Genomic DNA, 25,313 nt, shown 5'->3' with positions numbered 1-25,313 from the left:
AAATGTAATGAACAAGGAAGTAACCAGAAGAGATTTTGTTAAAGGAGCTGCGGCTGGGGCTGTCGTGGTGGCTAGTTCAGGTATTCTGGCAAGCTGCACGTCAGGCTCCGCTGTCGAAACCGGGCTCCCGGAAAAGTGGGATGATGAGACAGATGTACTCATTGCCGGAGCCGGAGGAGCTGGGTTGGCTGCAGCGATTGCTGCTGTAGAAGAAGGAGCGAAAGTTATAGTACTGGAGAAAACGTCCAGCAGCCTGGCTTCTTCAACAGCTATTTGTGGGGGTTTTATAACTTTTTCAGGGACGGATATTCAGCAGAAACACGGAATCACAGATACCCCCGATGATTTCTACAAGGATATGATCGAGTATGGCGAAGAGACTACTCCTGAGGTTGTCCGCCTGTACGCAGATAGTAATATGGCATACTACGATCTAGTTAAAAAGATCGGCGTTCCATTTGTTGATGCGATTAGTGCATCGCCCGGTTGTAGTATCCCTAGAACCCACACAGTGGATCCGGCTAAGCATGTGCAATTGCTGGAAAGCACTGCCCGTGAAAAGGGAGCAGAGATTCTGTTTAGAACTTCTATGAAGCGGCTCATTGTTAATAGTAACAGGGAAGTTCTGGGTGCCATTGTGGAGTCCCAGGGGAAAGAGACCAATATCAAGGCAAGGAAAGCGGTTATTCTGGCTACGGGTGGTTTTACCCACAGTGAGAATCTGCTTAATGAATGTGTTCCCGGTCTTGGCAATGTCATGGCACTTTCCAGTCCAGGCCATACAGGAGATGGCCATAATATGACTTTTGACTTGGGATGCTTCATGAGAGGGCGCCCCACAATCTACTCAGTTCAGGGTATGGAGCCGCAATCTACTACTATGAAGGGATACGCAGAGTTGTTCCTGTATGGGGCAATAGATGTCAACAAGGATGGTCAGCGTTATATCAGTGAGGATATTTACTGGTCGAACAAACGTACACGACTTACACTGGAACAGCCGAAAGAAGGCGGTATACCAATCCTGTACCAGGTTATTGATAAGAGAGCCTATGACAAGGCCGTAGCTGCAGGTCCTCCTATTGGGCTGGGACCGGACACTATAGCATTGCTTGCAGAGGCCGCTACCATCGGGGAACTGGGCGACAAAATCGGAGCTATAGACCTGAAGAACACAGTTGATCGTTACAACCATGATATTGAGGTCGAAGGTTATGATACGGTCCTCGGTAGAAAGACAATGGTAGGCACTGGTACACCCAACGTTGAGAAGTTGGATACCCCGCCTTTCTATGCTTTCAGGAACACTGCCTGGCTGGCGTATAACCCCACTGTCTCCATTATTGTAAACAAAGACCTGCATCCTGTTACAGTATTCAACGAAGCTATTTCTCGCCTGTACCTTGCCGGCGAGATAATGTTGAGAAATGTCTGCGGTAATCACTATATATATGGTGAAGCTACCGGGGCAGGCGGCGCCCTGGGGTTGGTTGCTGGCCAAAACGCAGCAAAAGAGGAACCCTGGGAATAGAGGCATAGCTGTGGTCAAAATCAGGTAGTCCGGGGAAACTCGGGCCGCCGACCGTCTGTGAATAATCATAGCGAAGGAAGGTACAGTTATTGAGGAAACCAAACCTCCGCTTCATGAGAAAGAAGAGGATATGGATACCTCTGATTGCTGTACTGATTATTATTATCGCAGGCAGTGGGGCTTTATGGAGTTATCACGATAACCCCCAATTCTGTGCTACGTGTCACTTAATGCAGCCCTACCTGGAATCATGGGAATCACCGCCACTCCTTGCCAATGCCCATGAAGAGCAGGGCCTTGCCTGTCTGGACTGCCATCCATTTGATATAGGACAATCGGTAGGCGAGGTAGTCTCATTCGTTCGACACGATTATGAGGAACCTTTGATGGAACGAAAATATCCTCAAGAGTGGTGTTTTCAGTGCCACGAAAACGGCAGTAATTATGAAGAAATTATCAAGCTCACCGAAGAGATGATAGAGGAGGTAGGTAGAAACCCTCACGATTCACACTTCGACGAGATGGACTGCAACCTCTGCCACAAGATGCATAAGCCGTCAGAGGATTTTTGTTCACAGTGTCACGGTACTGTTGCAACTGGAGAAGGATGGGTATCACTGGAAACTTTGGAAGAGCCGGTATTACCCGGAACAGAGTAAGGTCAGTAATCACTATAGTGGAATTTCTGACATTATCGGAGCAATATATAAATTTGAAGCAGTGGAGTGTGTTGTATCAGTAAAAGCTGATTCATGCAATGTAGCTTATTCTGGCGTGTTGATGGTTTGACCCTCGTACACCTCTTTTATTTCAGGCAGGATTTCCTGGTCGCCTCTCCCATTGACAGAGCGTAGTGTCTATTGGCGTCAGGACTTCATTCTCTACCTGACATCTCTACCTGACATACCTTGGTCTCCGTAGCCATTTCCTATCTTCGATTCCAGCGTGTTGGACTTGAGTACTCGCCCACCTGGGCGCGTGGAATGTAGTCACGACAATCGAGAAGAGTATGGTGCTGCCTGGCAGGTACCTGCCTGCCAATTCGTCTTGTCGATGATTGCCGTGCAAGCTGTGAAGGGTTTTCAGGAGCTGGTCACGTCTATCTCTCTTCTATGACTATCCTTATGATGGTATCACCCTGCTTAACGGCTTCCAGAACATCCGTTCCGTCCGTTAGCTGGCCGAATACCGAGTGTTTGCCATCAAGGTGGTTTTGAGGGGCATAGGTAATGAAGAACTGGGAACCATTGGTATTGGGGCCGGCATTGGCCATCGATAGAGCCCCGGTGACATGGGTGTGCTTGGTGAATTCATCAGCGAATCTGTAACCAGGGCCGCCACTTCCGGTACCGGTAGGGTCCCCACCCTGGGCCATAAAGCCAGGGATGACACGGTGGAATGTCGTGCCATCGTAGAATCCCTCACGCGCGAGAAACACGAAGTTATTCACCGTTTCCGGAACATCGCCGGCGAACAACTCAAGCCCTATGTTCCCCTTCTCTGTTTCAATGGTGGCAACGTACTGCTTGCCGGAATCAATTGTCATGGGTGGTGGTGCTGAGTAACTCATAGGCTTGGTGTTGGCTCCGAGGGTGCAGCACCGCAAGATATCGGGAGAAGCGCTGCCAGACCCTGGATAACGCCAACTATCTCCTTTCTCATAATTATTCCCTTACAAATACGGCCAGGGGCGATTCGTTTCCGGCATACACATGCTGTGACACGTCCGGGTCCAGTGCTACTGATAACACATGTAGGAGTCTATCGTAGTCCAGGGGACAGCAGGTGTCAACATAGTCAAGAGTACCCACTCTCCTGGGTGTGCGGAATGTAGTTACGACAACCAGGAGGGAAGTGGTGGTGTGGTAGGCATACGGGACCAGATGACTACGCCTCGGCAACAAGCCGTTTGCCCAGGTCGTACGCCCCCTCCATCAACCCGGCGTTCCCCCTGACCTCGCCCGGCATCGTTGCGCTCCCATGCACCATCCCGACAATGCGGGAACCGGTCCCCCTGAAGGCGTCCTGAAACATCCGCAGAGCGTTCACGGCACCGGAATCGAATGCGTCCGCACCACCGTACACCAGCACTATCCCGACCCGCTTCCGCCACAGAGCGTTGTCACCGGGTTTAGCGATAGCATAGCATCGGTCGATGAAGAGCTTGGTCTGGGCGGTTACGGAGTACCAGTAGACCGGACCGGCTATCACCATGGCATCTGCCTGGCGGATAGCCGGGTACAGGTCCTGCATGTCGTCTTTGATGTGGCAGTCTCTCCCGTTCCCCTTCTGGCACGCGTTGCAGCCATCGCAAGGCTTGATGTCCATCTCGTGGAGGTTGAATATCTGTACTTCTGCCCCTGTCGCCCGAGCCCCCTCCGCGACCTGCTCCGCCAGCGCTGCGCTGTTGCCGTTCTTCCTGGGGCTACCCATGACTATGACTACTTTCCTGTTACTCATAATGTCCATCCTTTCTGGCTGTCCTGGCCGCCTGGTATCGTGTATTACTTCCGGGACCTGTCATGACAGACGATGTCTTTAAGAGCCCTCCGTGGCTCTTGTCACCAACCCATATCCATGCCACCGTCAACATAGTTGGACTGGCCGGCAATATTCCTGGTCTCATCAGAGAGCAGGGTGCAACTCCTCCTGTTCGGACGGAAGAGGGTACATGATGCAGTAACGTATCAGTTGGTGGCATTTCATGTTCCCAGGCCCCTCTGCAATCCTGTCCTTCAGGAATGCCGCGTAACCCTCGTCGCCGGGTATCAGACATCCGGAGATATCATGGCCAACGAGGTCCCTGCAACGCACGCCTCCGAATTCCCTGGTGAAGTCGCGCATTATCCCCTGGGTGAACTTGATGGAGAGAAGCCTTAGCACGGCGGTATCCCGGTATCTGGCGGCAAGGTCAAGCCCAATGGCGATTATTGCCCCTGACAGGGCACCGCAGACCTCCCCCATGTTCGAGAAACCAGCTCCAATTCCCATGGTCACATCTGCCAGTCTATCCCATTTGAGCGGACAGAGCGGTTGCAGTGCTTCTATAACCGGTTCATTGCACCTTACGTTTATGTATCCGGCCGGCTCACCCAGTCTAAGGGGACCGCGCAGACGCATCACCCTTATTGCTGCATCGGCTGCCTTCTCATGAGTCCCTTTGTCGTACATCTCCGTCTCCTTTCGTCTTGGAGCATAGACTAGTCTCCGTCCAGCTGTCAACAATCCGGGCAAGCTCAGCGAAATCACACACTCTAGAGTATCGTGTAATCCAGTGAATACAGACATACCCGGAAGTCTTACTTTCCAGCTCATGTTGATATGATTGCCCATTCAACCGCTTGATTAGCATTGAGATTGACAAAGTATATAGTATATTATAATATTGTAATGTCATAATATTTATGGAGGTAGGTTTGTTATACGTAAAAGAAGATGAAGGCAAAATCGAGGTACTGGAACTACAAGCCGAACTGTGCAAATCCTTGTCAAACCCAAAACGCCTCCATATAATCCAGGAACTGCGGGGAGGCGAAAAGACCGTTAGCGAATTATCCGAAGTACTGGGACTCAAGCAATCGAACACCTCCCAGCATATCGCCATACTGCGTAGGATAGGCATAATTTCCCCCCGAAAAGAGGGTAGTACAGTCTATTATAAGCTTGTTAGTCCAAAGATAGCCGAGGCATGTGACATAGTGCACGAAGTCATCACCGAGCAGCTACGAAACCGCCAGCGACTCTCCAACCTGATACAACAGTAGGGGTAAATAGCCAGGGGAGGGAACAACTATGGGTAAAATGAATAATGAGTTGCGCACAGACCTGGAAAAGAAATTCGGTAACCGCGTCAATTTTCGTAAGTTAGAAAGAAAGCTCTACGGGCACGATATTGCTGCAATTCCCGGATTAATCAAACCACTCATTGGTAAGACTATTCCGGATGCAGTAGTTCAACCGCAGACGGAGGATGAACTGGTTGACCTCATTCGCTGGGCAGCACAGCATAGCATACCCATTACCCCGCGCGGCAAGGCTTCATCTGGCTACGGCGGTGTGATACCTCTAAGGCGTGGCATTGTCGTTGACTTCTACCGCATGCAGGCAATAAAACACATCGACTCGGATAAGAAGACAGCGACAGTAGAGGCTGGTATTGTCTGGGAAACGTTAGACAAAGAGCTAATAAAGCGGGGGTTGACCCTCAGGCTATATCCATCCAGCTACCCGGCGGCAACTGTTGGTGGTTGGTTGGCTCAGGGAGGTGCTGGCATTGGCTCCTTCGAAGCGGGATGGTTCCGCGACAATGTCGTAAGCGCGCGTGTAGTGATGCTTAGCGGCGAGGTCAGGGAATTCAGTGGAGATGACCTCGACCTTATATCCGCGGCTGAGGGTACCACCGGGCTTATTAGTGAGGTAACACTCCTCGTCCAGCCCCTGGAAGAAATCGAGGTTGTTGCCATCGGTTGTCCAGATGCCAGCGACCTGCAGCAAATGGTTCAATCTATGATAGACCGAAAGCTGCCCATATGGTCATTGCTCTTTATAAACCCGCGCATGGCGGAGCTGAAGAACAAGGCTCCGTTGCTGGAACACTTCGAATATCCCATAGAGGAAAGAGTGCTCCTGCCCGCGTCCTACATAGCCACCTTAACCTTCCGCAAGAAGGATCGCGGTATCATCATGGACAGTCTGCCCGAAATCATGAAGCCATGTCAGGCAGAACTCTTAAGCGACCGTATTGCTCAGCACGAATGGAAAAACCGCTTCAAGATTATGCTGGTTAAGCGCCTGGGCCCCAGCCTGGTGCCGGCGGAAGTGGTCATCCCCCTCTCCGAACTGGGTAATGTCATGGCGGAGATTGAAGCTAAGGTAGACCAGCCCGTCGTTAAAGAAGGTCTGGTCATCAGGGAAGGTGCAAACGGCCAGCCTGAAGTGGTAATACTCGGCTTTATCCCCAGTGACCAGCGCCGCTTCGACTACAATTTTGTCTTTGGTCTGGCACTGACCATAATTAAAATCGCTGAAAAACATGGTGGCCGTCCCTATTCTACCGGTATGTATTTCACCGGCAAAGCAGAAAAGGCAATTGGGAAAGATGCTGTTAACCGCATCAAGGCTTTCAAGAGGAAGTATGACCCGCGGTCTATTCTCAACCCGGGCAAAGTCATCAACAGTGGCCTAATAGGTAGCTTCATGCTCCTGGCTCAAGCTATGGAACCACTGATTCGCCCGTTCGGTAATCTTGTTATGACTCATCTGGGGGAGAGACCAACCAAGCCAGTGCGGGGCATCCCGGCAGATATCGCCTGGTATGCCTACGGCTGCTCCCAGTGCGGTTACTGTGTGCATGAATGCGACCAGTTCTACGGTCGTGGCTGGGAGAGTCAGAGCCCGCGTGGCAAATGGTACTGGTTGCGAGAGTACATGGAGGGGCGCGAGGAATGGGACCAGTTTATGGTCGATACCATTCTCGTTTGCACCACCTGTGAGCTTTGTAATCTGCGCTGCTCGGCATCACTCCCCATCGAGACCTCCTGGATGAAGTTGCGCGGCAAACTTATTGACGAGGATAAGAAAATGACCATCCCCCCCTTCGAGATGATGGCGGCGGCGTTGCGCAAGGAGGGCGATATCTGGGCAGCGTACCGTAAAGACCGCGCCCTCTGGTTCCCAAAGGACCTTGAAGAGAAACACGGACCGTCGCATAAGGCAAAAATTGCCTACTTCACCGGCTGTACGGCCAGCCATGTTGAGACTGATATTGCCATGGCTACGGTACGTCTACTTGATGCTGCCGGTGTTGACTTTACCTATCTCGCGGAGAAGGATAACTGCTGCGGGACACCGATGCTGGTCTGCGGGAAATGGGATGTATTCGAGGAAACAATGAGGCAGAATATCCGGAATATGAAAGACATCGGTGTCGATACCGTGGTGTGTTCATGTCCCGCCTGTGACATGATGTGGCGGCAAACCTATCCGAGATGGGCGGAAAAACTTGGTATTGACTACAATATTGAAGCCAAACACTACAGTGAAGTGGTCGCTGAAAAAATAAAAGCTGGTGAATTTACTTTTCCTGATAGTGGTTATAACACCAGGGTAACTCTTCATGATTCATGTCACATTGGTCGCGTATCGAGTGTCTATGATGCTCCCCGCGAGCTTATCAAGGCTATACCCGGTGTGGAACTGGTGGAGATGGAGCATAATCGGGAATGGGCACACTGCTGTGGTAGTGTTCTCACCCTCATCAAGGACCCTCCGGTGGCTGCCGAGATTGGTAAGGCGCGAATGGACGAGGCAACTGCGGTTGGTGCCGAGAAATTGCTGGCCTTATGTCCCTGTTGCGAGTTCCAGTTCCGGGTCACTGCCGACAAGAAGGATATCCCTATTGAGACCGTTGACCTGGCCCGTTTCAGCGCATCAGCCCTGGGTTATGATTTCCCCGATTCCAATCCCGAAGTGCTGCGACAATGGGCGGTCTTCGAAGCAATGGTATACTTGATGACACCGCAGGGTTTTGCTGACCTGATGGGTAGCATGTGGCCGGAACTAATTGATGCCATGCCACTGCGCATGGGGGGAATGATGAGGGCTATTGGCAAGGTCCCGGGAATTTTGAATCTCATGAAACCGTTGTTCCCTGTTCTATTCCCCAGGTTACTACCCCGGATGATGCCCAAAGTCATGGCTGTCATGCTCCAGCGCGTGGAAGAGCGAATACCTATGCCTGACTATATGCGGGAGCAGATGCCGGAACTGATGCCAAAAGTTATGGACAACCTGATGCCCCACATGATTGGTGATGTGGTGCCGCTGATTACGGGACCAATGATTGACTACCTCAGGGGGGTGTAGGCACGAAAACAGCAGTATGCAACAAAAGCTTAAAATGTACAATACAAACGAGAAGAGGCTGGGAGACATTTACCCAGCCCCTTTAATCAGGTAATCGCTAACGATTTACAGTGTACTATTCCTACTGTAAACTAACAGTCAAGAAAAGGATGTGATGCCCATGCAAAGTGATGTAGTTAAGAACCGAAGATCTCTATTTCTGTCTATGGGGAGAACCAAAGAGGAGATAGGCAAGCCGCTGGTCGGTGTGGTCAACTCCCAGAATGAGCTTGTGCCCGGTCATATCCATCTGGATGAGATTGCTAAAGCGGTCAGGGAGGGAATTATCGCGGCGGGAGGGACTCCCTTTGAGTTCCCCAGCATCGCTATCTGTGATGGTATCACCGAGGGTCATGCAGGGATGTGCTATCCTCTGCCCAGCCGGGAACTTATCGCCGATAGTATTGAGGCAATGATGTTGGCCCATGCCCTGGATGCCATGGTCGTGGTCAGTAATTGCGATAAAATCACACCGGGAATGATGATGGCTATGGCCAGATTGGATATCCCGGCCATTTTAATCAGTGGCGGGCCGATGCAGGCCGGTATCTTCAGGGATGAAGCTATTGATATTAGCCGGGTTGCTGAGCTGGCAGGAGAAGTAGCTAGAGGAAAGATGACCCGAGAGGAGCGGACGGAGTTTATGGAAGCGGCCGCGCCGGGGTGCGGCTCGTGTGCGGGGCTGTTTACGGCCAATAGCATGAACTGTATGGCTGAAGCGTTGGGATTGGCCCTCCCGGGTAACGGCACTATTCCGGCTGTCTATGGTAAGAGAATAGAGCTGGCCAAGTTTACCGGTAAGAGGATTATGCAGCTGTGGCAGGAAGGGATAACTCCTTCAGCCATTCTCACCAGGGAAGCCTTTGAGAATGCGATTACGGTCGATATGACCATAGGCGGTTCATCAAATACCATCCTCCATCTAATGGCCATTGCCCACGAGGCCAATGTTGAGTTGGACCTTGACCTTTTTGACCGGATAAGCCGGCGCACCCCCAGATTATGCAACTTCAGCCCGGGGGGCAACTACCATATGGAAGACCTGTACCGGGTCGGAGGGTTGTCGGTAGTGATGAAGGAGCTTGCCAGAAAAGACCTGCTCCACCTGGGTTGCTTGACTCTCGGCGGGGATACTCTGGCCGAGGTTATCGAGGGGGCTAAGAAACCGGATGGAGATGTCATCAGACCTGTGGAAAGACCCTATTACCCTGAGGGTGGGATTGCCGTTCTCTATGGCAACCTGGCTCCAGAGGGAGCCGTGGTTAAGCAGTCGGCGGTGAGCCCGGAGATGTTGTCCCACCAGGGGCCGGCCAGGGTCTTCGATATCGAGGAGGAGGCGACAAAGGCTGTACTCGACGGTAAGATTCAGAGTATGGACGTGGTGGTTATCAGGTACGAAGGTCCCAAAGGCGGGCCCGGTATGAGAGAGATGCTATCGACTACTGCCGCCATAGTATCGATGGGTCTGGATAAGGACGTTGCCCTTATTACCGATGGCAGGTTCTCAGGTGCTACCAGAGGGGCAGCTATCGGACATATCTCGCCCGAAGCTATGGCTGGTGGGCCGTTGGCTATTCTCCGGGAAGGCGATATTATCGAAATCGATATTCCGAAGAAAATACTAAATATCAGGCTATCTGATGATGAGATAACCGGGCGTCTGGCCAGGTGGTCAGCGCCTCCGTTAAAGAGAGAGGTAAAAAGCTACCTCAAGAGATACTCGGCCATGGTGACTTCAGCCAGCAGCGGCGCCATTCTAAGAGTGCCCTGACCTGATGAGGCAACTCACAAAGGAGTCTCACAAGGTGTGGCGCAAGATTGAGATAAGGGGTGACCAGACCCTTCACAACCTCCACAATGTCATCTTCGAAGCCAATGAGCACTATACAGATGAAATGGAATGGCAAAGTCAAAGTACGACAGCTATTGTGTAATATGCGTCAGGGAGGCCTGGGAAAATGGCAGAGCAATTATCACTTAACCGAAATAAGACAGCGGTTCTTATCATGGATTACCAGAACCGGCAACTGAGTTCTTTTTCAGAAGATTTCCAGAACGAACTCATGGCAAGAGCAAATGAAGTTCTAACAAAAGCCCGTCACGACAGTATTCCTGTCGTCTATGTGGAAGTGCGCCGTGGAGAGAGGACACCGGAGACCGAGATTCACGCTGCGGTAACTCCTCAGCCTGGAGAGCCGGTGCTTACCAAGCGCCGGTTCGGACCATTCTCAACTACGAACCTGGATGAACTACTTAGAAAACAAGGAATCGATACGTTGGTCCTGATGGGAATTTCAACAAGCGGTTGCGTGCTCTCAACAGTAAGGTGGGCTGCTGACATAGATTACCGATTAATAGTGCTCTCTGACTGTTGCGCCGACCGGGATGATGAGGTTCAACGGGTACTTATGGAAAAGGTATTGCCACGACAGTCAAGCGTTGTTACTTCGCGGGAGTTTATCCAGGCCTTGGAGATGACCCAGTTCTGAGGGGGACAACAATTTGGCTAATTGTCAAACATGGTTATTAGCCCACGTGAACATCCCGAAGTAAACGTGGTTGTACTATTATCAGACTGTCTTGTTATTTCTGCCAACATTCTTTAACATTCTTACCTGGTATGTAATAATTGGGCAGTGCTTGGTAACGATTTTCTCTCTATTATATTAATAGCTATAGGGCTGTCCGCCGACTGTTTTGCTGTATCATTAAGCGCCGGAATTTCCAATAAAAACCATTCTTGGCCGCAAATATTTCGCGTAGCATTCTCATTCGGGTTGTTTCAGGCCTTGATGCCAGTATTAGGCTGGTTGGCTGGAAGAACTGTTGTCGATTTCATAGCAGATTATGACCATTGGGTAGCTTTCGTCTTACTAGTAATCGTCAGTGGCAGGATGTTCTGGGAGGCATTTCACTCGAAAGACGGCCAAGAAAAAGAGGCAGATGTTAGCAGAGGTTTCATTCTCCTAACGTTATCCATAGCAACAAGCATTGATGCCTTGGCGGTTGGTCTATCTTTTGCGTTCTTAAAGGTAGATATTGCACTGGCTAGCCCGACAATTGGAATAATTGCATTTATAGTTACAACGATCGGGTTCATATTAGGAAAGAGAGCCAGCAAGTTAATTGGTAAAAGAGCTGAAGCAATAGGGGCTTTAATACTATTAGCTATTGCATTCAGGATTCTATTAAGCCATATCCTCTAATAACCCGAAGGGCAGAGTTCCGCGGGCTTTGCCCGTGGGTATCTACTAGAGGAAGTAAACGGTATCAAATATTTGTACGCCTCACTGGACAAGCATCCCGATGTTCGCAAATCGGTGATTTGTATTTAATGGAAAAGGCGAACGGTATCAAATATTTATACACATGAGTGGACGAACATCCCGGTGTTTATCCAATATCAAACAAAACAAATCATTGTTTTAAATGTACTCCGACAACAACCAGGCCAGTCAGCACAGTGATACCTCATCCATAGGGGTGATGGTCCATCCTGCGAACCACTCCGACCGGCTGCTGTCAAGTTGCCCTCTGATCTTGATCTGGTAGACTCCCTGTGTCACCTGTGCCCCCCCTTCGCCTAGTCCTGCTGCATCTTCATGTCACGGAACTCGGCGATGGCAAAGTACAGGACCCCGCGATCCCGCAGTTGTGACTCAAATATCCTTTCGTTGTGCTGTGCCGCAAATGTGGTAAGAGTTTGGTAAGACGTCGTACTGTAGGATTCGGGCATATAACGGGGGTGAAGCTAGGAAGTATGTCGATCCTGCTTCTGCAGACCGTTGACACACCACCAACTGAGGTGAAGTGAACGTCCCCGGCACATGCCTGGCATCTCAAACCCAACGTTTCGACAATGGTAAGGAGGTGGGTGGTGGAAGATGGTCAAGGGCACCAGAATCGCCAAGGAAATGGGGTGACTGGCGCTCTTTTTGTTTCCGACAAATCGGGTGAGCCCAAGGATCGTAGGCGTTGCCGCTTAAGTGAACTTACTGGTTGTGCTCACCAGCAGGAAAGAGGGTGTCTAGCTGTGCAGTACGTTACGTTGCCCGGTCCTCCGGCAACCAGGACACTGTGTCCTCTTGGTATGCGGTCCGTAGGGGGTCAAGACGTATGATTACCGATAAGAGCGGTATAAGTAGCGTGGGCTTGGGACTGCTACAGGTCTACCGTGACGTGCTCACCCCCCCCCAGAAGATTGAGTTGAAGGTTCGGGGTAAGGATCAGTTTCTGGTAGTGACCGGACCAAAGGACACCTTGGTGAGTAATTCCTTCGGCTGGGGGCGGCCCGATGAACGGACCAACGCCCTCTTTCGAGCGACAGTCTATCTGGGGTTGCCACTACCCCTGGCGATGCTCCAGCAGATACCTCCAACCCAGGAGCGTCTTATTCGGAGTGGCAAATGAATGGCAAAGGGCCGTCCTCTCAGAGCGCATTGAGGTGCCGGCTTTACATACCCCGGCGGGCAATGATTCGCTCTCGAGATCCCCTCGAGGCCTTGGTTCCTGCAGAGACCAGTACCCCTACGTGGGCTTTAGCCTCCACTAGGACCACTTTGCCACTGTCAGGTGGTGCTGACAAGGTAGACCACTTTGGCATACAAAGACTCAGTTGGGAATCAAGGATACTCTGATACTGAGTTACCTTCAGAGTCATAGAGTATTCCAGGGTTACCATCGTTGTTCCAGATGTAGGTCTTTGTCCAGAGAAACTTATGGGGAGGGCCGTCCTCAGCATTCCGCCCACTCACCACCTGAACCCCGGCACCAGGCTGAAGAGTAACCGCAGGAAACACAAACTCCTGATTTCCGACCGTACTCACCAGGCGCCAGCCAGTGAGATTGACTGGAGTATCACCATTGTTTGCGATGACTACGATTTCCACTTCTAAGTCAATGCTCTCTATGGTCACATCACCTGCCAGGTCAGTAGTTGCAGGCGGCGGAGCCTGTGGCGCAGAGATTGTGCCTTCTTCTTCGGGTACTACGCTATATGACTCGCCATTCGTGGTGACTATGATAGTACCGTTGATATCAGTACCGTATATCTCAGCCCCAACTTCGGAAAGAGCCGTGATAGTCTCATCGTGTGGGTGACCATATCTATTGCCTTTCCCAGCCATGTAGATGGCAATCTCCGGCTCTACGGCATCCAAGAACTGTATCCACCATTCTGCATTTGCCTACCTCTTTTCGAAGTACTATAATACTTCACATAGCCACCAAATCCAGTTCTCCACGGTTCCTCGTGACTGCGCAAGGAAACGGGCAGGAGGTATGCAGCGGTAGATACGAGCATCTCTGGTATCGAATTCACAACAAAACTGCTAGTACCCCGACGACGGGACTGTGTTATTTCCCGCCAGAGGCTAGTTGACCGATTGCACGATCATATTCATCTGCGTGTTCAGGTTCTATCGGCAACAGCGGGTTACGGTAAAACAACACTGCTAGCAGATTTTGCCGGTGACCTGGAAATACCGGTGTGTTGGTATTCCCTGGACAGTGCAGACCAAGACCCCCGGGTACTTCTCGAAGGTATCTTGTCATGCGTTCGTTACCATTTCCCGGAATTCGGCCAGGTCACGCAGTCCCGCTTGCTGGTAACCGAGGACATAATAAGAGAGGGCATGCACTTAGTCGGAACACTAGCCGGGGAGATGTATACGACCATCGGTGAGTACTTTGTTCTCGTACTGGAAGACTATCATCTTGTCGAGGACAGCGACTTGGCAAGGACTCTTCTTAACCTCCTGGTGGACCGTGCTCCGGATAATTGCCACATCATAGTCTCGAGCCGTACTCCGGTGGAACTTCCGGCTATATCTACTCTGACGTTGCAGCAGCAAGCGGTAACCCTCACAGCATCGGACCTTTCTTTCACCCCTGCGGAAGCCAAGGAGTTGGTGACCACGCGCTATGATGTCCATCTGTCTGATGAAGAAGCAGATAGACTGATCACCGATACTGAAGGTTGGATAGTCAGCATACTGCTCAGCACACGCAGCCTACAAGAAGAAGGACTCTCTACAGGCGTGCCAGCACTATCTCAGTGGGATGTCTTCCAGTATCTCACATCGGAGGTCTTCGAGAGACAGCCGTCTGACATACAGAATTTCCTTCTGGCATCCAGCACGTTGGATGATATCGAGCCACAAATCTGTAATCAGTTGCTGGCTATTAATAATTCTCGAACGCTTCTTCGTGAGGTTGAAAGACGGAATCTATTCATACACTGTATTGACAACGATAAAGCCTGGTACCGTTACCATGACCTCTTCCGCAAGTTTCTTCAAAAGAGGCTCCTGCAGGAAGACCCTGAGCAGTTTGCACTGTTGCACCGCGACGTGGCCTTGCTGTTAGAGCAAGACGAGCAGTGGAATCAGGCAATCAATCACTTTATTACAGCAGAGAGGTATGACGAAGCTGTCCGAGTTATCAAGAATACCGGCGAGGATTTTCACAACTCGGGGAAATGGACAACTGTTTCAAAGTGGGTTGAGGCTCTACCAAGAGACATGCGTCTGTCTGATCCCGATTTAGTCTTGCTTCATGCTCAGAGCTTGATCCATCTGGGCGAAGTGGATGAGGCTGCTCGTGCCTTGACCGACATCCTGTGCAAGGTCACAAGCCGTGAAGACTGGCTATATAGAGCCAAAGCGCTCAGTTGGCGAAGTGCTGCTTTTCGCCTGGCTGGCTATTTTACAGAAGCCAGAAGCGATGCTAAAATTGCCATCAGTCTTCTCGAGCAGCACAATGGACCCCCCGCTATCCTTGGCGATGCACACAGGCGCCTGGGGAACATCCACATGGAACAGGGGCGATTCACTCTGGCACTGAAACATATGCGACGCGCATTGAAGTGCTACTCTGCCGTGTTTGATGTGGGCCGAATCGCTGATATGCACAATTCCCTCGGTGTGATGTACAAGCGTCTCGGCGACCTCACCAAGGCCAACATGCATTTTGAACACGCCAGACAAGGATGGCAGAAGGTAAAGAATTTTGGTGCTCTGGCTTTGACACTGAACAACATGGGGTTGGTATATCAACGTCGAGGTCAATACGAACTGGCATTAGAAACCTTTCGATCTGGTCTGGGAAAGGCTCGGGAAACTGGATATCGGAGAGCTGAGGCCCTTATTCTCATCAACATTGCCGAAGTGCTACGCGATTCGGATTTGTGTGACGATGCTCTTGCTACATATAATGATGGGCTCGAGCTTGCGAGACAGGTTATGGAACCATATTACGTTGCGGGGGCTAAGGCAGGAATGGGACAAACATATCGGCTTCTCGGTGATCTTGACAAGGCAGAGGTACTCCTGAAAGAAGCCATCTCTCAGGCTGAGGAACATGGGCAGAGCCACGAAGCGATGCTGTTCGGAACACAACTGGGAATCATTCAATACGAGCGGGGCCAATACGAGAATGCAATGGGAATCCTTCTCAATCTCTGTGAGCGTCTGACGGGTATAGGAGACAGGGATGCTCTTGCCAGGGCATGCTTCCATTTTAGCCAGGCAGCTTTCTTGGCAAAGAAATTTGATGTAGCTATTGAGTGGCTCGAAAAGACGTCCGGACTAGCTGACGAACTTGGCTACGATGACTTTCTGGCCATCGAGGGTCGAAATCTGGTGCCTCTTATTCAATATGCCGCCTTAAATGGCGTGGGTGGTGACCGCTTCACCCGTATCATGGAGAAGATTAGAAGGCACCGCGATAGCCGACAGATACTGGTTAATACTCCGGTTCCTGCCCACTCCTTCGTAGTAACTAAACCTGACATTAAAGCCCACGCGTTGGGAGAAACTCGGGTCCTGGTGAATGGCCATTCGGCAGGTGAAGCAGAATGGAGGAGCAGCAAAGCTAAAGAGCTGTTTTTCTATCTACTTTGTCACGATACTGGACAGACTAAAGAACAAGTAGCAGCCGCATTGTGGCCAGACCTTCCTCGGGCCAAAGCTAACAGCAATTTCCATGTCAACTTATACCGGGCACGGAGGGCGATATTCCCGGGGGTCTTTACACTTGAGTACGGACGATACAAATTCAATCCTGATCTAACTGTCTGGTTCGACGCAAGAGAATTCGAGGGCCATTTAAATGAGGCCACAAGTCTACCTAATACTCGTATCAGTGCTAAGGTAACGAGTCTGGAGAGTGCTATTAGGTTGTATAACGGCCCTTTCATGGACGAATTCTATAGTGAGTGGGTAGAAATACCACGCCGTCAATATGAAGACAAGTATATGAAGACCCTTTCATCACTGGCCAGGATTAACAGCAAACTGGGGAAATACGACGCAGCTATCATACTGCTTGAGAAATTCATGGCCATCGACCCATATGATGATGACGCGTACTGTCAGGTAATGGAATATCACCTCGTGGCAGGAGACAGCGCCTGTGCGTTGCGTATGTACAGGCGCTACCTCGATACTATAGCCAACGAAGCGGAAGTGGTGCCCTCGGAACGAGTGCAGGATTTGTATCGACGCGCAATGGTGGGTAGAAAGATGGTCTGAAGTCGAGTCCGGTTCACATTTGGTTATTCCCATGCAGGGGTCTACCTGAACAGGTAGACCCCTTTCTTATCTATTCTCTCCCCTGGTAAGAGATTGGTAAGAAGTCATCTCCTACAATGCTGGCATAAGCAGTTCGAAGTCTTTCTAACGCCAGTGAAAGGAGGTGACAAATGAGGAAGAGTCTACAGACCCTGCTCATACTCGCTATTGTTACATTGATGACAGTGGCTGCTGCATTGCCGGCAATGGCAGGCCTCGATGGCATCGGGCCGTAAACTGATGGTGCAGACGAGGAAGAGGGACCGCTGGAGGCATTCCTATCTGGTTCAGCGGTCTCTTTCTTGGTCGGGGTTTTCTCTGGACTGGCGGTAGTCGTTCAGCGAGCGTGTGGTGTGGAGCCACACTCCCGACAACCTACGGTGGAGCATCCCATGGTAGACGGTATGCTCTTGTCGCCCTGATGCTACTCCACGTACGGTCGGCGTAGGGCCGAGGCATGCGCCATACGCATGCCGGATAGGTTGGCAGACGAAATACAGACATCATTTGATGACGCCAACAGACAGTGTTCGGACCGCGCCACTCCCAGCAGTTATTCCAGTGGGAGTGGATAGCGGTACGCCTGCGCGTATGTGTCACCCCTGAAGGTCTCAAAGACATGTCTACGATAGTTGAAACAGCACGAGTCGAACTGCAAAACTTCCTTCACACAGGCGACGCGATGCGGTGCCCTGAGTGGGGACGCTGCGAATGGGCTGCTGGTGGCGGGTGGTGTCTGGAAAGCAGCAAGGTGTGTGTAGAGCGATTACTCAGCATCCTGATGAGCACACCAGAAGAGTTCGCTTCCATCGGACCCGTCACAGGATGCAGGGCGCTTCAGTTGGTAGAGTCAGTTGCCGAGAGTTTGCTGGAAACAGCTGGAGTCCAGCATGCTCCGGTATCGTCACTGATCGCGAAGTACGCTGATGAGCAATGCCCGGTTGAGGTCCGTGTACTGCCACTGATGAGGCGCCGTGGCGCTGTATGGCGCCTGAAGGACGCGTGGGTAATACAACTGAGGGCTGCTGATCTTTTCTACGTAAGGAGGTTCATCCTCTTCCACGAGATATTCCACGTACTGGTGGATGACTATAGTTGCCTCCCATGCAGAAGAGTGATAGGTGCTCCAGTTTCCTTCAACGAGGTCCTTGCCGACCTCTTCGCGTCCTATGTCCTGGTGCCCACCGATCTCCTCAAGAGGCAATGGCAGGGGGCCGGCTTCTCTCACCTACTTGCTCGGCTGTTTGACGTCCCAGACCAGGTGGTGTGCATCAGGCTGAGGCAGGTAGGTCTTGCATTATAGTCCCGGTACCTCTGCGAATGGCACCGGATCACGATGACGTCACTCTCGTATCCTCTCCTCCTTCTGTGAAGTGGCTGCCCTTAATATCGCAGTGAGTGCACTGAATCCTGAGTGCAATTGCCATGGCTGCCCCTACCAAGAGAGGGACAATCAAAGCGTCGGTTGACCTGATGTCCTAACATCCTGATCCGCCCTGGAATACCTCGGCAGGGGTGGCTTGCCGGACTTCGCAGGCTGAACCTGCGACACCCCGATTAGAGTAAGAGGCACGTTCATTTGAGACCTGCAGATGTCAAGAGCGTTACATACTGAACGAGAGCTTATAATGCACAGCAAAGTCACATTAGACTGTTTTGTTGGCTTCAGACTACAACGAGGGTCCAGCAGACAATCCGTCGGACTCCTCGAACATAAATGGTCGTGGACTAGGTAGCGAGACTGAAAGTCGTTGGTGAAAAGCACCAATGGTTGGCGACAAAAAGGCGACGAACTAAAAAGGACAGGATGTCACCAAAAAGCACTTTAGCCTCAAAACGAGGTTTTGGCAACTAACACAAAAGTCCCAGTTTGTATCTAACGATCCATATCGGCATACCTGGCCTAGAATTAGAAGGCAGCCGCTCCATCCAGCTGAGCTACAGGGACAGGCTCATCGGTCAGTCTTAATGTACCATCGAGACGAAGTGCAGTCAAGGAAATTGTCGTTATCCTGTGTCCTGCGACAGTATGTTACCGTTTCATTCTAACCTTGCCACATGCCATATAACGTAAGCCCGGACAGGGACAGGCAGGTGACAATCGCTCCGGCAATCAATACGCCGATGAAAATAGACAGCATGGCATGTCTGAATCGCAGCCCGAAGAGAACGGCTGCCAGCGAACCGGTCCAGGCTCCGGTCACCGGCAGGGGAATGGCAACGAAAAGTACCAGGCCGATTCTTTTGTACTTTTCGATGATTCTTCCCCGTCGGCGCGTCCGTTCGAAGAGCCAGGTCAGGATACGGTCGAAGAAGGGCACTCTGCTGAGGAACCGGGTGGCTGAATTGAGGAAGAGCAGAATGAAGGGTACCGGTAGGAGGTTGCCGATGACGGCCAGCAGCAGAGCGTAATACCATGAGAAGTCAAACAGGCCTATTGCCACCGGGATACCACCGCGGAGTTCGAGGATCGGCAGGGCTGAAGTGACGAGGACTACCAGCTCTTTGGCGAAACCCAGATTGAGAAGCTCTTCCGGGGACACGTTTCTCCTTGATGTTTCTGAAAGGTGATTTTACTATGTAGGAGGGTTATGGTCTTGGTGGAGTCTAACAAATGGGGTTTGGGTAGTCAAGTCGGTGTACTCGTTATGTCGGTGTACTCGTTCGGTATACTGCTACTCAGTTGCAGAAATACAACAAGGTATTCAAGAATACATGGTGGTAATGTTGGGCATATAAGTATGGTAACTATAGAAAAAACGGTATAGTAATAATTGAGGATAATTAACACCCACTAGACTTACCATAATTGCCGTAGAGCACGCTCTCCCTCTACTTACCATAACTCGAAAAACAAATCACGCCTGACTAGCCTCGAATTGTTTCCCTTAATTCTCTGTCTGTGGTCTTGTCGTCTTTGCCGATCCCCCCAATATCTTGACATCAAAACATGACGTTGCTAGTATGGAGTCAGGTTTAGGCATGAGCGAATATCTGGACCGCATCAATAGCCCAACGGACCTGAAGAAGCTGACCGAACCCGAACTCAAGGAGTTAGCTTCCGAGATTCGCCAGAAGCTGGTATCGGTTGTCTTTGACAATGGAGGCCACCTCGCTTCCAATCTGGGCGTGGTCGAACTGACCATCGCACTGCACCGTGTATACAATAGCCCGCGAGACAAGATTGTCTGGGACGTTGGGCATCAGGCTTATCCCCACAAGCTGCTCACCGGCAGGAAGGATAGTTTTGCCACCCTGCGGCAGTTCGGTGGTTTGTCCGGTTACACCTGCCGTACTGAAAGCGAGCATGACCCATTTGGTGCCGGTCACGCCAGTACCTCGATTTCGGCGGCTCTGGGGATGGCGGTTGCTCGCGACCTCTCCGGCGATGATTACGATGTAGTCGCCGTTATTGGTGATGGCGCTGTGACCGGGGGGATGGCACTTGAGGGTCTGAATCAGGTGGGGCACCTGGCCTCACGGCTGGTCGTCATCCTTAATGATAACGGTATGTCCATATCGCCAACAGTTGGAGCCCTGGCCAAACTGCTCAGCCGGGTCCGATTTGACGACCGCTACCACCGTGCCAAGGAGAGAAGCAAGAGGCTTCTTGACCATTTGCCCTGGGGCCAGAAGGTCTGGTGGGCAGGGAAACAGGTTGAGCACGGCATGAAGGGACTGATGATGCCAACGGTCCTCTGGGAGGAATTCGGCTTCACTTATATGGGGCCGGTGGATGGCCACAACATCCAAGAGTTGGAGGCTGTGCTGGCCCGGGCAAGGGACTACCGACGCAGGCCAATCTTGGTACATGTGGTTACTACCAAGGGGAAAGGCCACCTTCCCGCTGAAGGTAATGCCGTTTACTTCCACGGCGTACCGGCTAATAACACCACCGCTCACTCGACACCGACATACAGTGAGGTATTTGCCCAGACCACACTCCGATTGGCTCGGGAAGAGCCCCGGCTGGTGGCGATTACGCCGGCGATGCCGGAGGGGAGCCACCTGAGTATTGTTGCCACTGAATTTCCGGACCGGGTGTTTGATGTTGGTATCTGCGAGCAGCATGCAGTTACCTTTGCTGCCGGACTGGCCACTCAGGGCTACATCCCCGTGGTCTCCATATACTCCACTTTCCTGCAACGCGCCTTTGACCAGGTAATCCATGATGTCTGCCTTCAGGACCTGCCGGTGGTGTTTGCCATTGACCGTGGCGGCATTGTTGGCGATGATGGCAAGACGCACCAGGGTACCTTTGATATCTCCTACCTGACAATGGTCCCGAATCTCATTGTTGCTGCTCCCAAGGATGAGAACGAACTTCAGCACCTGCTCTACACGGCAACTAGGTCAGCGCATCCGATGGCCGTCCGGTACCCGCGAAGTGCCGGTCTGGGAGTAGAAATGGACCAGAAGTTGCATATTATCCCCACCGGCAAGGGTGAGGTAATGAGAGACGGAGATGATATTGCCATAGTGGCTATCGGGTCGACGGTAGACCCGGCCATGAAAGCGGCTGAAAAGCTGGAAGCCAGCGGCATTGAGGCTACCGTAATTAATGCCCGCTTTGCCAAGCCCCTGGACTCCGAGCTTCTGATTGATGTCGCCGGTCGGGTCAAGCGAGTTATCACTGTTGAAGAGAATGTTCTCAGCGGCGGCTTCGGCAGCAGCGTGGCCGACCTCTTTCAGAAGACCGGTATGGACGATGTCCAGGTCAGATGTATCGGGCTCCCTGACGAGTTTATTGAGCACGGTCCTCAGGCGGTGCTTCGCTCACGGTATGGGCTGGATGCCGAAGGGATAGGTCGGCAGGTGCTGGACCTGTTCCCGGTGCTTCAGCAGAAGGCAGCATCAACACGTAGTATTGAGGTTATCCATTAATCACGAATATCGGGCCAACTTAATCACAGTTCACATGATAACAACCATCGGGGATTTTGCTGTCCAGGGTGAGAGATGAGCAAGCTGACGGTCAGAGATGTTGAAGTCAGGGACAAGCGGGTACTGGTTCGGGTTGACTTCAACGTGCCTCTGGATGATAAGACCGGGGCGATTACTGACGACAGCCGTATCCGGGCAACACTTCCCACTATTCAGTACCTCATTGACCAGGGAGCCAGGGTTATTCTGGCCACTCACCTGGGGCGACCCGAGGGAAGGGTAGACAGTAAACTGCGGGTTGCCGTGGTTGCCCAGCGGCTGTCACAGCTCCTTGGCAAGCAGGTAGGAGTAACCAATAACTGCATCGGTGCGGAAACGGAGAAATCGATAGAGACTCTCAGGAGCGGGGATGTCATCCTTCTGGAGAACCTGCGTTTCCATTCCTCCGAGGAAAGGGACAGTCCAATCTTCGCCCGTGCCCTGGCAAGGTTTGCCGACCTGTATGTCAATGATGCCTTCGGTACCTCCCACCGTAGCCATACCTCGATAGTGCGTATCAGCGAGCATCTGCCCGCGGTTGCCGGTATGCTTCTGGAGAAGGAGCTGAACACCCTCGGCGGTCTACTGGAGAACCCTGCCCATCCCTTCGCCGCTCTTCTTGGTGGTGCCAAGGTTAGCGACAAGGTTGGTATGGTGGAGAATATCCTGACCAAAGTAGACTGTTTGCTCATTGGTGGTGGCATGGCAGCTACCTTCTTAAAGGCCAGGGGGTATGAAGTAGGCAAGTCCCTCATCGAGGAAGACCGGCTTGAGACTGCAGACAACCTGATGCAAAAGGCGTCCGATGGCGGAGTGCATCTCCTGTTGCCGATTGACGTGGTTGTTGCCGATGACATTGATGCTGAGTCTGGTGTAGTGACAGTACAGGTTGAGAACATCGGTAAGACACAACGGATTGCTGATATCGGTCCGCAGACAACGAAGGCTTTCTACGAGGAGCTACGCAGGTGTCGTACCATATTCTGGAACGGGCCAATGGGAGTCTATGAGATACCACGGTTCGCCGAAGGCACGCGCGCCATGGCCAAGCTCATTGCTGGCAGCCAGGCGGCGACAATCCTCGGCGGCGGCTCCACTGCTGAAATAGCGACAAACATGGGACTTGCTGGAAAGATGACCTTTATTTCCACCGGCGGCGGGGCTTCACTGAGACTCCTTGGAGGTGAGCCCTTGCCGGGAGTAGAGGCACTGCGTGACAGGGAGGAAACCTGAGTTACAACGGGGTATTCGCGTATCAAAGAGGGGGCTAAGGGGGTGAGGTGGGCACCAGAGTTGATAGTCTGGAGTTGATGAAACAACTTTCCAGATCTTCGCCCGGCAAGATTGTGCTGCTGGTCGTGGACGGTATCGGCGGGTTGCCCCGACCGGAGACCGGCAGGACAGAACTGGAGACAGCGCGGACACCGAATCTTGATGCATTGGCAGCCAGGGGTGTATGTGGGTTGGCAGACCCGGTTGGTCGCGGTATAACCCCGGGCAGTGCCCCGGGTCACACGGCTCTGTTCGGCTATGACCCGCTTACTGCCGACATCGGGCGTGGGGTACTTGAGGCGGTGGGGATAGACTTTGACCTGCAACCACAGGATGTGGCCGCCCGGGGGAACTTCTGCACCGTGGACAGTTCCGGGCTGGTTACAGACCGCCGTGCCGGCCGCATATCCACCGAGAAGTGTACTGAGCTGTGCCAACAACTGGATGGCCTGACAGTTGAGGGTGTGACTGTAATTGTACGTCCGGTGAGAGAGCACCGCTTTATAGCCGTATTTCGTGGGGAGGGTCTTACTCCTCAGGTGACAGAATCCGACCCTCAGCAGGTGGGACTTGCTCCGGTGGCTATCACCGCTCTATCACCGGCAGCTGGGAAGATGGCGGCAGTCGCCAGCCAGTTTGTCATTCGGGCAGGGGAAGTCCTTGCCAGTCATCATCCCGCCAATATGGTCCTCATGCGCGGTTTCTCTGAGAAACCTCACTTTGAGACTATGACCGAGATATACAAGTTGAAGCCGGCAGCGATTGCCGCTTATCCCATGTATCGCGGGCTGGCCAGGCTGGTGGGCATGGACGTTCTCGATACCGGGCCTACGATTGAGGACGAGTTCAGCACCCTGAAGCAGAGATATGCTGCCTATGACTTCTTCTTTCTCCACGTGAAGGCCACCGATTCCGCCGGAGAAGATGGCGATTTCGACCGGAAGGTGAAGGTCATCGAGCAAGTCGATGAGGCTCTACCTGAGTTGACCGGTCTGCAACCGGAAGTGATAGTGGTCACCGGAGACCACTCGACACCGGCCCTGCTGAAAGCGCATAGCTGGCATCCGGTACCGGTGCTCCTGTACTCACCGTGGTGTCGACCGGACCGTGCCACCGAGTTCTCGGAGTCGGCCTGTGTAGTTGGTGGGCTGGGGAGGTTTCCGGCCACACAGACAATGCCCCTGGCGATGGCCCACGCTCTCAAGCTGGCCAAGTTCGGGGCATGAAGGTATTTTCCCTGTCAGTAATTGCCTGACGTTATGTGTAACTGACCGGGACAGTAAACTTATTCGGGGGTGACAGAATGCGCTTGCCGATGATTGCCGGCAACTGGAAGATGAATACCACGGTGAGCGAGGGCGTCGAACTGGTCAATCAGGTACGCAAGGGGCTCAGTGGGGCGTATGACGTAGAGGTGGTGGTCTGCCCGCCGTTTATCTCTCTGGTGCCTGTGAAGGAGGCGCTCAAGGGGACTTCGATTAAGCTGGGTGCGCAGAATATATACTTCGAGGAAAAAGGGGCCTATACCGGCGAAATCTCTCCAATGATGCTGGTCGGCCTCTGTGAGCATGTCATCATCGGGCACTCGGAGCGCCGGCAGTACTTTGGTGATTCGGATGATGTTGTGAACAAGAAGATGGGTACGGCATTGAAGGCCGGTCTGAAGCCCATTCTGTGCGTTGGAGAGAAACTGGAGGAGAACGAGGCTGGCAAGACCAATGATATCGTTACCGGACAACTGAGGTCTGCGCTGGCCGGACTGGACTGCTCCGGCGAACTGGTTGTCGCTTACGAACCTATCTGGGCGATAGGGACGGGCAGGGCAGCCCATGGTAAGCAGGTCAATGATACTGTCCGGATTATCCGGAGTACGCTGGCCGAGTTGTACGGTCAGCAGATGGCCGATGACGCCCGCGTTCTCTACGGTGGCAGCGTTACTGCAGACAACATCGCCGAGTTCATGGAGCAGTCTGAAATCGATGGTGCCCTGGTTGGTGGGGCCAGTCTGAAAGCGGACCAGTTCACCAGCATTATCCGGCAGACGGAAGAGATATTCTTCCCCAACAACCCGCCAACCAAAGACCTCATACCCTGGTAGTCGGCAGGCAACCGGC

At 52.2% G+C, this 25,313-nt stretch carries 19 protein-coding genes; 14 read left to right on the top strand and 5 right to left on the bottom strand.

The features are described 5' to 3' along the window. Both VMW13_08980 and VMW13_08975 read left to right on the top strand, forming a co-directional pair. A partial coding sequence (locus tag VMW13_08980; GenBank protein ID HUV44948.1) for an FAD-dependent oxidoreductase occupies nucleotides 1-1,531 on the top strand: 1,531 nt, incomplete at its 5' end. A gap of 89 nt (nucleotides 1,532-1,620) precedes the next feature. Beyond that, nucleotides 1,621-2,190, top strand: a complete 570-nt coding sequence (locus tag VMW13_08975; protein HUV44947.1) for a cytochrome c3 family protein — start codon at nucleotides 1,621-1,623, stop codon at nucleotides 2,188-2,190. 440 nt (nucleotides 2,191-2,630) lie between these two features. Here the strand turns inward: VMW13_08975 and VMW13_08970 are convergent, their stop codons facing one another. From VMW13_08970 to VMW13_08960, 3 genes are all read right to left on the bottom strand, one after another. Next, nucleotides 2,631-3,101, bottom strand: coding sequence for a peptidylprolyl isomerase (locus VMW13_08970; GenBank protein HUV44946.1), 471 nt, complete (start codon nucleotides 3,099-3,101; stop codon nucleotides 2,631-2,633). A gap of 317 nt (nucleotides 3,102-3,418) precedes the next feature. Beyond that, nucleotides 3,419-3,991: a flavodoxin family protein gene (locus VMW13_08965; GenBank protein ID HUV44945.1), complete on the bottom strand. Its 573-nt coding sequence runs from the start codon at nucleotides 3,989-3,991 to the stop codon at nucleotides 3,419-3,421. Nucleotides 3,992-4,156: 165 nt separating this feature from the next. Beyond that, nucleotides 4,157-4,702 carry a C-GCAxxG-C-C family protein gene (locus VMW13_08960; protein HUV44944.1) on the bottom strand — a complete coding sequence of 182 codons (546 nt, stop codon included), beginning with the start codon at nucleotides 4,700-4,702 and terminating at the stop codon, nucleotides 4,157-4,159. 245 nt (nucleotides 4,703-4,947) lie between these two features. Here VMW13_08960 and VMW13_08955 point away from each other — a divergent pair, with 245 nt between their 5' ends. From VMW13_08955 to VMW13_08930, 6 genes are all read left to right on the top strand, one after another. Then, nucleotides 4,948-5,295, top strand: coding sequence for a metalloregulator ArsR/SmtB family transcription factor (locus VMW13_08955; GenBank protein HUV44943.1), 348 nt, complete (start codon nucleotides 4,948-4,950; stop codon nucleotides 5,293-5,295). A gap of 28 nt (nucleotides 5,296-5,323) precedes the next feature. Beyond that, nucleotides 5,324-8,395 carry an FAD-binding and (Fe-S)-binding domain-containing protein gene (locus VMW13_08950; GenBank protein ID HUV44942.1) on the top strand — a complete coding sequence of 1,024 codons (3,072 nt, stop codon included), beginning with the start codon at nucleotides 5,324-5,326 and terminating at the stop codon, nucleotides 8,393-8,395. A 160-nt stretch (nucleotides 8,396-8,555) separates the two neighbouring features. Next, nucleotides 8,556-10,205 (top strand): dihydroxy-acid dehydratase, encoded by a 1,650-nt coding sequence (gene ilvD, locus VMW13_08945; GenBank protein ID HUV44941.1) that lies wholly within the window; start codon nucleotides 8,556-8,558, stop codon nucleotides 10,203-10,205. 187 nt (nucleotides 10,206-10,392) lie between these two features. Beyond that, nucleotides 10,393-10,923, top strand: coding sequence for a cysteine hydrolase (locus tag VMW13_08940; GenBank protein ID HUV44940.1), 531 nt, complete (start codon nucleotides 10,393-10,395; stop codon nucleotides 10,921-10,923). A 147-nt stretch (nucleotides 10,924-11,070) separates the two neighbouring features. Then, complete coding sequence (locus tag VMW13_08935; protein ID HUV44939.1) at nucleotides 11,071-11,640, top strand: manganese efflux pump MntP family protein; 570 nt, start codon at nucleotides 11,071-11,073, stop codon at nucleotides 11,638-11,640. A gap of 910 nt (nucleotides 11,641-12,550) precedes the next feature. Beyond that, nucleotides 12,551-12,844 (top strand): hypothetical protein, encoded by a 294-nt coding sequence (locus tag VMW13_08930; GenBank protein HUV44938.1) that lies wholly within the window; start codon nucleotides 12,551-12,553, stop codon nucleotides 12,842-12,844. Between the two features lie 212 nt (nucleotides 12,845-13,056). Here VMW13_08930 and VMW13_08925 read toward each other — a convergent pair whose 3' ends face one another. Beyond that, nucleotides 13,057-13,593, bottom strand: coding sequence for a lamin tail domain-containing protein (locus tag VMW13_08925; GenBank protein HUV44937.1), 537 nt, complete (start codon nucleotides 13,591-13,593; stop codon nucleotides 13,057-13,059). A gap of 225 nt (nucleotides 13,594-13,818) precedes the next feature. On the opposite strand from VMW13_08925, the gene VMW13_08920 reads away from it, so the two are divergent. Next, nucleotides 13,819-16,965 carry a tetratricopeptide repeat protein gene (locus VMW13_08920; GenBank protein HUV44936.1) on the top strand — a complete coding sequence of 1,049 codons (3,147 nt, stop codon included), beginning with the start codon at nucleotides 13,819-13,821 and terminating at the stop codon, nucleotides 16,963-16,965. 658 nt (nucleotides 16,966-17,623) lie between these two features. Next, entirely contained in the window at nucleotides 17,624-18,307 is a 684-nt protein-coding gene (locus tag VMW13_08915; GenBank protein HUV44935.1) for an ImmA/IrrE family metallo-endopeptidase, read from the top strand. 742 nt (nucleotides 18,308-19,049) lie between these two features. Here the strand turns inward: VMW13_08915 and VMW13_08910 are convergent. After that, a complete protein-coding gene (locus VMW13_08910; GenBank protein ID HUV44934.1) occupies nucleotides 19,050-19,547 on the bottom strand; it encodes a small multi-drug export protein in 498 nt (165 codons plus the stop codon). Nucleotides 19,548-19,986: 439 nt separating this feature from the next. On the opposite strand from VMW13_08910, the gene dxs reads away from it, so the two are divergent. From dxs to tpiA, 4 genes are all read left to right on the top strand, one after another. Further along, complete coding sequence (dxs, locus tag VMW13_08905) at nucleotides 19,987-21,888, top strand: 1-deoxy-D-xylulose-5-phosphate synthase (GenBank protein ID HUV44933.1); 1,902 nt, start codon at nucleotides 19,987-19,989, stop codon at nucleotides 21,886-21,888. A gap of 75 nt (nucleotides 21,889-21,963) precedes the next feature. Further along, on the top strand, nucleotides 21,964-23,160 hold the full coding sequence (locus tag VMW13_08900; GenBank protein ID HUV44932.1) for a phosphoglycerate kinase: 1,197 nt from the start codon (nucleotides 21,964-21,966) through the stop codon (nucleotides 23,158-23,160). A 47-nt stretch (nucleotides 23,161-23,207) separates the two neighbouring features. Continuing rightward, complete coding sequence (locus VMW13_08895) at nucleotides 23,208-24,425, top strand: 2,3-bisphosphoglycerate-independent phosphoglycerate mutase (GenBank protein HUV44931.1); 1,218 nt, start codon at nucleotides 23,208-23,210, stop codon at nucleotides 24,423-24,425. A 77-nt stretch (nucleotides 24,426-24,502) separates the two neighbouring features. Then, nucleotides 24,503-25,297 carry a triose-phosphate isomerase gene (gene tpiA, locus VMW13_08890; GenBank protein ID HUV44930.1) on the top strand — a complete coding sequence of 265 codons (795 nt, stop codon included), beginning with the start codon at nucleotides 24,503-24,505 and terminating at the stop codon, nucleotides 25,295-25,297. Nucleotides 25,298-25,313 lie beyond the last annotated feature (16 nt).

The sequence above is a fragment of the Dehalococcoidales bacterium genome, assembly GCA_035529395.1.
Lineage (GTDB): Bacteria > Chloroflexota > Dehalococcoidia > Dehalococcoidales > Fen-1064 > DUES01.
The sequence above is the reverse complement of the archived record's forward strand: the minus strand, read 5'-3'. Positions and strand labels throughout refer to the sequence as shown.

What these genes read in the sequence shown, in the direction of transcription:
- VMW13_08950 (HUV44942.1), top strand. Translation starts at nt 5,324, where the DNA reads ATGGGTAAAATGAATAATGAGTTGCGCACAGACCTGGAAAAGAAATTC.
- VMW13_08960 (HUV44944.1), bottom strand. Translation starts at nt 4,702, where the DNA reads ATGTACGACAAAGGGACTCATGAGAAGGCAGCCGATGCAGCAATAAGG.
- VMW13_08900 (HUV44932.1), top strand. Translation starts at nt 21,964, where the DNA reads ATGAGCAAGCTGACGGTCAGAGATGTTGAAGTCAGGGACAAGCGGGTA.
- VMW13_08940 (HUV44940.1), top strand. Translation starts at nt 10,393, where the DNA reads ATGGCAGAGCAATTATCACTTAACCGAAATAAGACAGCGGTTCTTATC.
- VMW13_08930 (HUV44938.1), top strand. Translation starts at nt 12,551, where the DNA reads ATGATTACCGATAAGAGCGGTATAAGTAGCGTGGGCTTGGGACTGCTA.
- tpiA (HUV44930.1), top strand. Translation starts at nt 24,503, where the DNA reads ATGCGCTTGCCGATGATTGCCGGCAACTGGAAGATGAATACCACGGTG.
- ilvD (HUV44941.1), top strand. Translation starts at nt 8,556, where the DNA reads ATGCAAAGTGATGTAGTTAAGAACCGAAGATCTCTATTTCTGTCTATG.
- dxs (HUV44933.1), top strand. Translation starts at nt 19,987, where the DNA reads ATGAGCGAATATCTGGACCGCATCAATAGCCCAACGGACCTGAAGAAG.
- VMW13_08970 (HUV44946.1), bottom strand. Translation starts at nt 3,101, where the DNA reads ATGAGTTACTCAGCACCACCACCCATGACAATTGATTCCGGCAAGCAG.
- VMW13_08915 (HUV44935.1), top strand. Translation starts at nt 17,624, where the DNA reads ATGTCTACGATAGTTGAAACAGCACGAGTCGAACTGCAAAACTTCCTT.
- VMW13_08965 (HUV44945.1), bottom strand. Translation starts at nt 3,991, where the DNA reads ATGAGTAACAGGAAAGTAGTCATAGTCATGGGTAGCCCCAGGAAGAAC.